Consider the following 12376-nt stretch of genomic DNA (forward strand, 5'->3'; position numbering starts at 1 on the left):
TCGCGAAGGCGGTTTGCCAGTCAGCACTTGGTTGGCAGGCAGATCGCATTCGTGAGCAAACCCATACAGCGAGTTCGGCGCACTCCCCTGTGTTTAAGCAACCAATATCTCGTTCAACCTGCTGCTATGCTTAGGTCTTCTCGAACAGAGTCGAAGCGACTGTCAGGTCAAAACTATTAGCGCTAAATTGACCACGTCAACACCGCAAATGCTAACTATGAATAGCCTTTCGGCTAAACCCGGCAAAGTTAATAATCATATGAGCAAGGCTCGACCAACTTAACGTACGGCCCCGCCAAGGAAAAGCGATCATGCCACTGAAGGTCAACGGGAAAAGCGTATCTGATGGCTCCGCCAGTTCTAGCAGTTCAAGCACACCGCCTGCTGGGGAAACAATCGAACTCTCCGACCTCATTGCCGAGACGGAACCGGCGCTTGTGTCACTCGGAATAACCAGCCCCGCACAGCTAAAAACAGCGGAGTCATTACTAAAAAACCTACTAGTCACTGACAAATCTTTTGCCTCCACTGGCGAACTGGCAAAATACTTATTCAGCATCCTCCACTCTCAGGAACCGTTACTACATCAGCAATCCGAGGACATTACCTATAAGCTCATCCTTGAAAGTATCGAGAACGAAAGCTGCCTTTCATCGTTCCAAACGGGCGGGCAAAAAACAGTGTCAATTATTCTACCCCACCCTCGATATTTACTCTCTCAGGCGAAGGATTCGTCGAAGGATAAGGTACTGATCCAACAAGTCAGTGATATGCAAGCGCTTAACAAACTCGGGATTAATGCCCTAAAAACGTCCGGAATATTTACATTCATGGACAAAAAATCATTTATCTCGGAGAAAGTAGAAGGCGCAGAAAACGCTCGAATCCTAGACAACGTTGTGGTAGACAACCTAAGCCTGACGCTCTCACGCTCAACATTGATTACTGCACTAAGGAAGGCCAAAATTTTTGACAACCTTCCTAAGTTGGAGCAGGCGACCAGCGACCTGGCGAAAATAGCAAAACATTGTGAAAACCACCCAAGATTCTTGAACGATTTGCAATGTCTAGTTCAAGCAAGTACTGGCAACCTCATCATACATGATCCGTCTGCAACGCTTCCCGACCAACCACAGAACCCAATGCAAGAAAAAGTACAAGCGACCCGTCTGAAAGGTTACGAGAAGAAGCTAACTTTCTTATTGAGCACGCTCAAGTCGCAGTGCAGAATTTTAAGTGGTGAAAACCAGTAAAATCATAGCGTTAAAGCCTTTCGCCAGCTGGCGATTCTCTTCAGCTAGCCGAATGTGTGCTCGATGATGTTGCGCTGTTGATATTTTGGGTTGTCGAACGGCTTGATTCTCCGGCTGAAAATGCACTTCATCCAGCACCTGGGTATCACGGGCAGCATCAGGTAGCATTCGCGTGGCATTGCAACAGATGGGACAAATTTATTTAACTCTGGCCCAACCGATTGGCGCATCCCCATCCTCGCCATCCCATTCCTGTTAAACTGCGCTCCCATCGCATTCGTCACTTCAGATCCTCATCCCCTCACACAGCATCACCGCAAGCCCTCTCCCGCCGGTCCAACGTGCCCCCATGATGGATTGGACGAACTGATCGCGTAATGTACCGCTCTGCTTGCACCCAGCCCCCTTTCATAACCCTCTTGTAGCAAATTTTAAGCAGCCTCGAACAACATGATTGCAGCGGAATCGATCACCGACACACGCCCATTATGCTGGGGTATCTGGTGGCTTCGGTATCAAAGGCCCGGCTTGCCCTAGACTCTTCGTGATACTGTTCGAAGAAGCGCAATAATTATTCGAGAACACCCATGAAAAATACGAGCTACTGCGCCCTCTGCGAAAAGCGAATTGAAATTGCCAACGATTCTCGTGAGCACATCATTCCCCAATCAATCGGTGGCCGACGCAAAATACGGTCGTTCATCTGCATAGATTGCAATAGCCGTTCGGGAGATAGCTGGGATGCCGAGATTTGGCAGCAATTTTCCCATCTTGCGATGATGCACGGTGTTGATCGAGAACGAGGTACTCCGCCGAATATCAAGATTCAGACTATCGACGGGGAAACATATCTCTTGCTGCCAGATGGCAGCATGACAATCCCGAATGCAACGTATCGAGCCGAGCAAAGCGAGAAAGGTTTAAAAATAAAGATAACTGCAAGGGATAAGTCAATAGCTCATAAAATGGTCAAACAGGCAGCTAGAAAGAATCCGAAGGTGGATTTGGATTCATTCTTGAGCGAAATGAAAGCAACAGAAACTCCCCTTGAGTCAGCCGTGACCTTTTCCGCTCAATTCGGCGGAGAGCTTGCCGGCCGTTCAATGGTGAAAACAGCGGTCGCATTAGCTGCGGCTGCTGGCGTGAGTCCTAAGTCCTGCGATTCGGCGATGCAGTACTTGAAGGGCGAAACTGTAACGCCACCTTACGCTTTTTTTTATTTGCGCGACCTGGTAACTAATCGACCATCAACTCATGCCCTTAATTGCGTAAGCGTTGTCGGCCTACCTGCTAGGCGGCAACTATTAGGCTATGTTGAGTATTTTTCGATGTCGCGGATCGTGGTTATCCTGAGTGAGCACTATGATGGCCCCACGTTAAACACTACTTATGCCTTCAATCCCGCCAACGCATCTGAACTCGCACTTAGCGTGGATCTCAATCTCTTCGACAATGAGCTAGAGCTGATCCGGACCAATCAAGCGTCGACGGATGAAACCTATGCTGCCGCTCTCAATGAAGGGTTCGAACTCATCTACAAGCGCAGCCAATCTCGACTGCTAGAGCGAGAGGCCAGCAACGCTTTCGAACATGCATGCGAGTCAATGGGTCTTCCGAGAGACAGCATCATTCCACCCGAACGCGCTCAAGAGTTCTCCAATCTCATGGCTAATCATTTAGTATCGAAAATTGCGCACTTGATTCGCCGCTAGTCATAACTCCGTTACCTACAAGCCACCGTCCATAACTGATCGAGCTTGGTCGTATAGCTCTGACTCATCATCTCGCGCCGCATCCCCCAAATAGGATCAACCGGCACACTGGCCGAACGCAGTGTCCCCCTGCCCCATCGCCCGTTAATCTGGTCCAACACCGCCATCAAAGTCGTAGCGTCGGCTGGCTGAGAGGTGGCAAACAGGTCGTCGGTGTACTCCCCTTGCTGACTAAGATTCATCAACAGCACCTCAGCCTTGCTGTACTTGAAGCCAGGCCGAAACACTCGGTCGAGCGCGTCCACCGCCGCTTTGGTCAGCAACCGCACATCGTCGGTAGGGTACGGCATATCAATCAGGACTCCATTGGCGTACTTCGCCTCCTCAGGATTGAACATGCCGGTGCGGATGCTGACGCGGACCTTCTTGCACAGAGACTTTTGCGCCCTAAGCTTTTCCGAGGCGCGCATCATGTAGGTGGCTACCGCTTCCTTGATAGGTGCCAGCTCCGTAAGCCGCTTACCAAACATCCGGCTACAGCAGATTTCCTGCTTCGGCGGGTCTGGCTCGTCCAGCTCCAGGCACGGCGTGCCGGCCAGCTCCCGGGCGGTCTTCTCGATCACCACGCTGAATTTCTTGCGTAGCGTCCACGGGTCGGCCTTTGCCAGGTCCATCGCAGTCTTGATGCCCATGGTGTCCAAGTGAAGTTTCATCTTGCGACCGACACCCCAAACCTCGGACACACCCGTATTACGCAGCACCCAGTCACGCTTGAAGGGGTCGCAGATGTCGACCACCCCGCCCGTTTGCACCTGGAGCCGCTTGGCGGTGTGATTCGCCAGCTTCGCCAGGGTTTTGGTGTGAGCAATCCCTACCCCGACTGGGATGCCGGTGCAGCGCAGCACATGGCTGCGGATCTTGCGGCCGAGGGCATCCCGGCCGTCGATGCCAGTGAGATCCGCGAAGGCTTCGTCGATGCTGTAAACCTCGACGGCAGGCACCATCGATTCAATGAGTGTCATGACGCGCTCACTCATGTCCCCATAGAGTGCGTAATTCGACGAGAACGGGACGATGCCGTGTTTCTGCAGCTTGTGCTTAACCTGAAAATACGGCTCGCCCATTTTCACGTAGGGCTTGGCGTCGTAACTGCGGGCGATCACGCAACCGTCGTTGTTGCTCAGCACCACGATGGGCACGCGGGCCAAGTCCGGGCGGAACACTCTTTCGCAACTGGCGTAGAAGCTGTTGCAATCGATAAGGGCGAAAACGGGCAGGGCTTTAGACATGGCTGCGCACGCTGCAGGTGATGACGCCCCAAACGACCAGCTCGTCGCCCTCGAGCACGTACCTCGGTGGGTACTTTGGGTTCTCCGACAGGAGAATCACCTCCTTCCCACGTATGCAAAGGCGTTTGCATACGGGTTCGTTGTTCAGCAGCGCCACGACGATGTGGCCATGCGCAGGCTCCATCGCACGATCCACAACAGCTAGGTCCCCTTCAAAGATCCCAGCGCCTTGCATGCTCTCCCCGGCGATGGAAACCAGGTAGACATGCGGAGCACGAATGTTCAGAACCTCATCCAATGAGATGTGCGCTTCGATGTGGTCCGCTGCCGGGGAAGGAAACCCGGCGGGTACTCGAAACGAACACAAAGGCAGCTTCAAGCCACCCGTAGCGATAGGGCCTAGAACTGAAAAGCTCATGACACGACTTCCAAAATACTGTACGAACATACAGTTAACTTTGTACAAGTTTCTTGGTCAATTTGTATAGGAAAAATCTGACAGGTGGGTCAGCCAATCCGCGGGTGATTCTTGGAGTACGGGGGGATGACGGGTTCATCGATTTAACTCTGGTCCAACCGATTGGCTCTCTCCATCCTCGCCATCCCATTCCTGTTAAACTGCGCTCCCATCGCATTTGTCACCTCAGATCCTCATGCCCTCACACACAGCATCACCGCAAGCCCTTTCCCGCCGCTTCAGCGTGGCCCCCATGATGGACTGGACTGACCCCCACTGCAGGTTCTTCCTACGCATCCTCTCCAAACACGCCCTGCTCTACACCGAGATGGTCACCACTGGCGCGTTGCTCAACGGCGATCACGAGCGTTTCCTGCGCCACCACGAAGCCGAGCATCCCCTGGCGCTTCAGCTCGGCGGCAGTGTCCCGGCCGACTTGGCCGCGTGCGCGCGGATGGCTCAGGAGCATGGCTATGACGAGGTCAATCTCAACGTCGGCTGCCCAAGCGATCGCGTGCAGAACAACATGATCGGTGCATGCCTGATGGGGCATCCTGAGCTGGTGGCCGATTGTGTGAAGGCGATGCGTGATGCTGTGTCGATTCCGGTGACGGTCAAGCATCGGATCGGGATCAACGGGCGGGACAGTTACGAGCAGTTGTGTGAGTTCGTCGGGACGGTGCGTGACGCCGGTTGTACGAGTTTTACCGTACATGCGCGGATTGCGATTCTGGAGGGGCTGTCGCCCAAGGAGAACCGTGAGATCCCGCCGCTGCGGTATGACGTGGCGGCACAGCTGAAGAAGGATTTCCCGGAGCTGGAGATTGTGCTCAACGGCGGGATCAAGACGCTGGAAGCCTGTCACGAGCATTTGCAGACATTCGACGGTGTGATGCTGGGGCGCGAGGCGTATCACAACCCGTATCTGCTGGCCGAGGTGGATCAACAACTGTTTGGCAGCAGCGCACCTGTCATCAGTCGGGCCGAGGCGTTGGCGCAGTTGCGGCCTTATATCGCCAAGCACCTGGACGCCGGCGGGGCGATGCATCACATCACTCGCCATGTACTGGGGCTGGGTACCGGGTTTCCTGGGGCGCGCCGTTTTCGGCAGTTGTTGTCGGTGGACATCCACAAAACCAAAGACCCGCTGGCGCTGCTGGATCAGGCGGCGGGCATGCTGGAAGGACGCTAACTGTCACTTGCTTTGAACCTGAGTCCTGTTTTGGCATCGTATCTACCGATACCCGCCCCGGCCTTTCAAACATCCGTTTTCAGGTTGTTGCCGCTGGGGCCATCGATCCCCCTTCACGCCCTTGAGTGGCTGCCGGCCCTCGGGTAATGTCAACAGACCCATAGGACAGAGCACGCTCATGACTTCCAAGCTGGAACAACTCAAACAATTTACTACCGTAGTGGCCGATACCGGCGACTTCGAAGCCATCGCCCGCGTTAAACCCGTGGATGCCACCACCAACCCTTCCCTGCTGCTCAAGGCCTCGGCGATTCAAGGTTACGCCGAGCTGCTGAACGCCTGTGTGGCCGATTGCAAGGGCGATGTGGGCCTGGCCAGCGACCGTTTTGGCGTGGCGGTCGGGCAAGAGATTCTCAAGGTGATTCCGGGGCGTATTTCCACTGAGGTGGATGCGCGTCTGTCGTTCGACACCGAGGCCATGTTGAAACGTGCGCATCGCCTGATCGACCTGTACGAAAAGGCCGGCGTTGGCCGCGATCGCGTGCTGATCAAGATCGCGTCCACCTGGGAAGGTATTCGCGCCGCCGAGCAGCTGGAGCGTGAAGGCATCCAGTGCAACCTGACGCTGCTGTTCTCCTTCGCCCAGGCTGCGGCTTGCGCCGATGCCGGCGTGTTCCTGATTTCGCCTTTTGTCGGCCGCATCTACGACTGGTACAAGAAGGCCAATGGCAACGACTACACCGGTGCCGATGATCCGGGCGTGCAGTCGGTGACGCGTATCTACAACTACTACAAGGCCAATGACTACAAGACCGTGGTCATGGGCGCAAGCTTCCGCAACCTCAACCAGATCGAGCAACTGGCCGGCTGCGACCGTTTGACGGTCAGCCCGGATCTGCTGGAGAAACTGGCCGCTGACGAGGGCAAGCTGGAACGCAAACTGGCGCCTGGGCAAGCCGGCGAGGCGCGCTTGAGCCTCAATGAAGCGCAGTTCCGCTGGTTGTCCAACGAGGACGCCATGGCGACCGAGAAACTGGCTGAAGGCATTCGTCAGTTCGCGCGGGACCAGGAGAAGCTTGAGGCGTTGCTGCAAGCCAAGCTTTGAGGTGATTTCGAAGTCATAAAGAAGGGCGAACCTGGGTGGGTTCGCCCTTTTTTATAGGCTTGGGAAGGTGGCGGCTGGCCGGCCGCCATCGCGAGCAAGCTGAACTGGTCAAGTAATTCTGGACACCAGTTAAGGTTTCACGCCGCCAGTTTCTCCATGGCTACCGGCGACCGGTAGTCGTTGTAGCTATGGAGCCTGACGTTGTTGTATCGCATCACATAACGTTGCACATCCACGCGGGCTTCATGCTCCGAGCTGTAGCCATCGTCTGGCACCCACTCTGATTTCAGGCTCCCAAAGAAACGCTCCATCGGGGCGTTGTCCCAGCACTCACCTTTACGACTCATGCTGTGCAGGAGTCCATGCTTGCGCATCTCATTCCTGAATTTGTGGCTGGTGTATTGGCAACCTTGGTCAGAATGAAACAGCACCTCTTTTGGACAGCCTCGCAATTGAACCGCCATTCGCAACGCTTCGCAGGTCAGCGTGGCATCGGAAATCATTGAAAACGACCACCCCACGATCCGGCGAGCAAACAAATCCAACACTGCCGCGAAATACATCCAGCGCTTACCCACCTTGATGTACGTCACATCTCCACACCACACCTGGTTGATCGCCGTGACATCAAACTTGCGCTTGAGCACATGCGGCGCTACCAGCGCTTCCACGCCGGAAGATTTGTACTTGTGCCGCCGCCGCTGATGACTGGCAACACCGGCTTCGCGCATCAAACTGCGAGCCAGATGTCGCCCGACACGATGCCCCTTTGCTTGCAGTTCCTTGGAAAGGGTGCGAGACCCGGCGGATGCTCTGGATTCCTTGTGATGCTCGACCAGCACGGCTTTGAGTTTCTCCCGCTCAGGCTTCACCTTGCCTTGGCGCTGACGCCAGGCGTAAAAGCTGCTGCGGTTGACCCCAAACGCCCGACAGCAATTGTTAACGCCGTACTGCTCGTCCAGCTCGTTGATCAACGAGAATGATCTTTGGAGTCCAAAAGCAGGAGAGCACTGGCCTTTTTTAGGATTTCAATGTCCAGGTCTTTTTGCCTGAGCAACGCTTTGAGCTGCTGAATCTCTCGCTGATCGGCGGTAATCGCCTTAGCCCCCTCGGGGGTCGAACCCAAGCGCTCTTTGCGAACCTGGTCGACCCAACGGCGCAAGGCGGTAGGGCCAATATCCAGGCTGGCACAGACTTCGGGAACGGACTGGCCCTCGTCCAGCACCATGCTGGCAGCCTTGAGCTTGAACTCACTGGAATAAGATTTGCGCATATCCAAACACCTCAGATTTGGGCGCCATCATAGCGCCCGATTGAAGTGTCCAAAATCATTAGGCCAGTTCAAGCTCGCTCCCACAGGGGGATTTGTGCAGATTCGGAGATCGTGGTCGATGCGAGACCTTGTGGGAGCGAGCTTGCTCGCGATGAGGCCCGCTCAGTCTACGCAAACCTATGAATCAGGGCCGCTCCAGCGCACTCACCAAGTCATGGAACGCTTCACGATTGGAGTCGTTCAGCCCCATGAGGATCTTATGGGCTTCAAGCACCTTGATCCGCACTTCCTCTTCCGATTGATCCTGATCGGGCAGATCGTCCAGGCACTCAGGGCATGGCACGGGATCGCCGACGATATTGAATACCTGGTCAAAGCCCATGGATTGCAGCAACCGGGTGATGTCGTTGTGGGTGGTGACCACGGTCGGCAGCAGGCCGACCTTTTGCCGCGACAGGATCGACAGCTTGGCCAGCAGGCCCAGGGTGGTGCTGTCGATGCTGCGGGTTTCGGTCAGGTCGATCACGATGGCGTTGAAGTTCAACGCGGTGAAGATCCGCTCAATAGTCGCATCCAGCGCCGAACAGAGGGTCAGGCGCACTTCACCGACAAACTTCAGGACAAAGGTGCCGTCCTGCTCGGCGAACTGGATTCTACCGGTACTCATCAAAGATTCCTGCTCAACACTAACAGGGCGATATCATCCGGCATCTCCCCTAGCGTGGCTAATCCAAACACTTGACGCAAGCCTTCCAGGCTGCCGCCCGCTGCGCTTACCCGTTCAGGCAAGGCCGCTTCTTTCTCTTTGAGTGTAGGTTCTGACAAAAGGTCCAGAATGCCATCAGACATCAGCGTCAAACTGAAGGTCGGTGGCAGTTCCAGTACGTGGTCTTCGTAGGTGGCCTCGTTGAACAGGCCCACCGGCAAACCACGCCCTTCCAGGTAACGAACACTGTCAGGCGTATACAACACAGGCAACGGCAGATGACCGCCGATGCTATAGGTCAACAAACCCGTCTCCTCGTCGATGACCCCACCGACCATTGTCACGTGTTTGCCCAGCTTACAACTGATCAGGCCCCGGTTGATATGACCAAGGACTTCTGATGGCTTGAACTCAGGCAACGTGCCGTTGCGCTTGGATTCGAACAGCAGGCGCGTGGTCATGAACTTCAACAGTACCGTCACGAACGCTGACGAAGCGCCATGGCCGGAAACGTCCGCCAGATAGAACGCCACTCGACGTTCATCGACCCGGAAATAGTCGACGAAATCCCCCGACAGATACAAAGACGGGATGATCTGGTGGGCAAAACGGAAATCGTCGACGGTCCAGGGACTGACCGGCAACATGTTCATCTGCACCTGGCGGCCGGCGTTCTGGTCTTCCTGCAACAGGTTCAGGCTGGCTTCCAGCTCGCGGTTGGCGGTTTCCAGCTTCTCGCGATAACGCTGGTTCTCCACCAACAGGCGCGAACGGTCCAGGGCCCGGCGCACCGAGTGCTCGAGCACGGCCAAGTCTTCAAGGGGCTTGATCAGGTAATCGGCCGCGCCCAGGCGCAACGCCTCGACCGCATCATTCATCACGCCCGCGCCCGAAACCACGATGACCGGGGTCTGCGAGGAAAGCTCGGTGACTTGGCGAATGAGTTCGAGTCCGCCCATCTGCGGCATGCGCAGGTCGCAGATGACCAGGTCGGGCTTGTCTTGCTCGAATACCTGAAGACCCTGTTGACCGTTGCTGGCCTGCAGGACGCTGAAACCACTGTCTTCCAAGTAGGCTGCGAGGCTGGCTCGCACCACTTCGTCATCATCGATTATCAGCAGCGTGGCACTGGTTTTTGGCATGTGGGCAAACGGCGCCAGAATTAGGTTGGCGTAGCGGGCTGGGCAACTGGGCCTGGCGCTCACTACTGGATTCGCTTTCTAGCCTCTCTGTCGTACCGGATGTAGGCCCTTGTCCTACACACAGTTACATCAGAGGTGCCCTTCTAAGGCGCAGACGGTACTCCCATCCGCGGGGCGTTTCAAGCTCATGCAGATAGCCGCTTGCCGTCTTGGTTTGTCAAAGTACAGAGAGTTATAAGAACCGAGCGAAGCGTAACTCAATGGAAGGTTCGATCCCTGCTTAAACAGTGCCTCAAAACAAAGAAGGCGGCCCTGAGGCCGCCTTCCTGGGGTTACCGGGCGAAATTAAAAATCATCTTCGACCTGGCCATCCTTGACCTTGAATTCACGGTTCTGCAGGAAGGCGTTGCGGATAAACACATACTTGTCGCCACTCACCAGTTTTTCGGCGGACAACAGGCTGGCGCGGGTATCGACGATGTTCAGGCCGTAGATCGAGTTACGCACCGAAACGTTGTCGATGTAACGATAAGGGGCCGTGTAGTCATCGACAAGCTTGGCCGGCGCGTCACGCAAGGTGCTTGGCCCCAACAACGGCAGCATTACGTACGGGCCACTGCCGACTCCCCAATAACCCAGGGTCTGGCCGAAATCTTCATCGCTGCGTTGCAGGCCCATCCGAGTGCCCACGTCGAAGAACCCCAACAGGCCGAAGGTGGTGTTGAAGATCAACCGGGCCGTGTCGACCCCGGCTGCGGCCGGCTTGGCCTGCAGTACATTGTTGGCCAGATTGCCCACGTCGCCGATGTTGCGGAACATGTTGTGGATGCCGTCTTCGAGAAATTGCGGCGTCACGTACTGATAACCCTGAGCCAGCGGCTTGAGTGCGTAGGTATCAACGGTGTCGTTGAAGGTAAAGATCGGGCGGTTGATGCTTTCCCAAGGATCGTCTTCCGTTGCGGCCTGGGCGGCGAAGGGAACCAGCAGGACGCAGGCAGACAAACACAGCTGAGCTAGACAATGGCTCCAGCGCATAGGGAAAACTCCTTGGATTATTCAGGCAAGGGCGCCGAGCCCAGGCGGTAAGGGCGCTAGTATAAAGCGGAACGCTTGGATAGACAGCACTGAAAGAGAAGCTGCTCGTAGGATTTTTCCGCACCCGGCGCCTTCATTTCACTGTCATTGGACTGTCATTGAGGCACGTTAGGCTGCGGGATATTTCAAGGACGTTCCCATGCCCCGCGCCGAAACCCTGCCCCTGCCCGCCCCCAGCCTGACCGCCGTACTGTTTGGCTTGAGCGGTTGTCTGGTGGATTTCGGGGCAAGGGCGCGACAGTCAGGAGCAGTGCCCACCGAGCATTCGCAGCCAACCCCCGGCGCCCTCGAAAGCCTGCGCCTTTTGCAGCTTCAGGAGATTCCCTGCGCCTGGCTCGACGAACTGCCACCTGCCGTCAGTCATAGCCTGGCTGCTTCGTTGCCAGCGTGGATCAAATCGCCGCAACTTCCAGCAACAAATTATCCGTGGCCGGCCCCGCATGCCTGCTGGCAGGCCTTGATGGCGTTGAACGTCCAGCAATTGGACGGTTGCGTGCTGGTCAGCGGCGAGCCGCGCTTGTTGCAGTCGGGGCTCAATGCCGGCTTGTGGACCATCGGCCTGGCGTCCTGCGGCTCGCTGTGTGGCCTGGCGCCGAACGAATGGCAGCTCCTGAGCCAACAGGAACGAGAGACCAAGCGCGCCAAAGCCACCGTGCAGTTGTTCGGCCTGGGCGTGCATTCGGTGATCGATCACCTGGGTGAACTCGACACCTGCCTGGCGGATATCAGCCTGCGTCGGCTCAAAGGTGAAAAGCCCTGACCGAGATCATGCAGGGTGCACGAGGGTGGATTACTCTTAAGGCAAGCCACGGACTTTTGACGCACCGTCGCGGTCCATGGCTGTGCCTATCAATAAAGGGAGTACGCCAATGCCTGCCCGCGAATTGCAGAAACAACTTGATGAACTGCGCGAGCAATTGGAACAGAACCCGCCGCTTTCCGAACCGGAGCGCGAGAATCTGCATCAACTGATGATTCAGCTCGAAGCCGAGATCGAACTGGATAATTCGCTTCAGAATGCCGACCTGGTCGATGGTGTGAACCTGGCCGTCGAGCGCTTCGAACTGGATCACCCCACTATTGCCGGGACGTTACGCAACATCGTGCAAGCCTTGGGCAACATGGGGATCTAAACCCGCCAGATGCAAAAAA

Annotated in this window: 13 protein-coding genes; 6 read left to right on the forward strand and 7 right to left on the reverse strand. The window is 55.9% G+C overall.

The window, feature by feature from the left end:
• Nucleotides 1–311: 311 nt before the first annotated feature.
• On the forward strand, nt 312–1253 hold the full coding sequence (locus HQ912_RS18510; protein WP_173407137.1) for a hypothetical protein: 942 nt from the start codon (nt 312–314) through the stop codon (nt 1251–1253).
• A 587-nt stretch (nt 1254–1840) separates the two neighbouring features.
• Complete coding sequence (locus HQ912_RS18515; protein WP_173407138.1) at nt 1841–2965, forward strand: HNH endonuclease; 1125 nt, start codon at nt 1841–1843, stop codon at nt 2963–2965.
• 11 nt (nt 2966–2976) lie between these two features.
• On the opposite strand, the gene umuC is transcribed toward HQ912_RS18515, so the two are convergent.
• Nucleotides 2977–4254 carry a translesion error-prone DNA polymerase V subunit UmuC gene (umuC, locus tag HQ912_RS18520; RefSeq protein WP_173407139.1) on the reverse strand — a complete coding sequence of 426 codons (1278 nt, stop codon included), beginning with the start codon at nt 4252–4254 and terminating at the stop codon, nt 2977–2979.
• Nucleotides 4247–4672, reverse strand: coding sequence for a LexA family protein (locus tag HQ912_RS18525; protein ID WP_173407140.1), 426 nt, complete (start codon nt 4670–4672; stop codon nt 4247–4249). Before HQ912_RS18525 ends, umuC begins: the two co-directional genes overlap by 8 nt.
• A gap of 235 nt (nt 4673–4907) precedes the next feature.
• Between HQ912_RS18525 and dusA the strand changes: the two genes are divergently transcribed.
• Together dusA and tal are read left to right on the forward strand one after the other, a co-directional pair.
• Nucleotides 4908–5903, forward strand: a complete 996-nt coding sequence (gene dusA / locus HQ912_RS18530) for a tRNA dihydrouridine(20/20a) synthase DusA (RefSeq protein WP_160892998.1) — start codon at nt 4908–4910, stop codon at nt 5901–5903.
• 178 nt (nt 5904–6081) lie between these two features.
• On the forward strand, nt 6082–7008 hold the full coding sequence (gene tal / locus HQ912_RS18535; RefSeq protein WP_047227233.1) for a transaldolase: 927 nt from the start codon (nt 6082–6084) through the stop codon (nt 7006–7008).
• Nucleotides 7009–7145: 137 nt separating this feature from the next.
• On the opposite strand, the gene HQ912_RS18540 is transcribed toward tal, so the two are convergent.
• From HQ912_RS18540 to HQ912_RS18555, 5 genes are all read right to left on the reverse strand, one after another.
• On the reverse strand, nt 7146–7982 hold the full coding sequence (locus HQ912_RS18540; protein ID WP_047230569.1) for an IS3 family transposase: 837 nt from the start codon (nt 7980–7982) through the stop codon (nt 7146–7148).
• Nucleotides 7979–8281, reverse strand: coding sequence for an IS3 family transposase (locus HQ912_RS27875; RefSeq protein WP_047230570.1), 303 nt, complete (start codon nt 8279–8281; stop codon nt 7979–7981). Before HQ912_RS27875 ends, HQ912_RS18540 begins: the two co-directional genes overlap by 4 nt.
• 184 nt (nt 8282–8465) lie before the next feature.
• On the reverse strand, nt 8466–8948 hold the full coding sequence (rssC, locus tag HQ912_RS18545) for an anti-sigma factor antagonist RssC (RefSeq protein ID WP_047227232.1): 483 nt from the start codon (nt 8946–8948) through the stop codon (nt 8466–8468).
• Nucleotides 8948–10129, reverse strand: coding sequence for a two-component system response regulator RssB (rssB, locus tag HQ912_RS18550; protein ID WP_047227231.1), 1182 nt, complete (start codon nt 10127–10129; stop codon nt 8948–8950). Before rssB ends, rssC begins: the two co-directional genes overlap by 1 nt.
• A 345-nt stretch (nt 10130–10474) precedes the next feature.
• Nucleotides 10475–11164: a VacJ family lipoprotein gene (locus tag HQ912_RS18555; RefSeq protein WP_173407141.1), complete on the reverse strand. Its 690-nt coding sequence runs from the start codon at nt 11162–11164 to the stop codon at nt 10475–10477.
• A 199-nt stretch (nt 11165–11363) separates the two neighbouring features.
• On the opposite strand from HQ912_RS18555, the gene HQ912_RS18560 reads away from it, so the two are divergent.
• On the forward strand, nt 11364–11984 hold the full coding sequence (locus HQ912_RS18560; RefSeq protein ID WP_173407142.1) for an HAD family phosphatase: 621 nt from the start codon (nt 11364–11366) through the stop codon (nt 11982–11984).
• Nucleotides 11985–12093: 109 nt separating this feature from the next.
• Entirely contained in the window at nt 12094–12357 is a 264-nt protein-coding gene (locus HQ912_RS18565; RefSeq protein WP_047227228.1) for a DUF4404 family protein, read from the forward strand.
• Nucleotides 12358–12376 lie beyond the last annotated feature (19 nt).

The sequence above is a fragment of the Pseudomonas sp. MPDS genome (assembly GCF_013283895.1).
In the GTDB taxonomy this organism is placed as follows: Bacteria; Pseudomonadota; Gammaproteobacteria; order Pseudomonadales; family Pseudomonadaceae; genus Aquipseudomonas; species Aquipseudomonas rhizophila.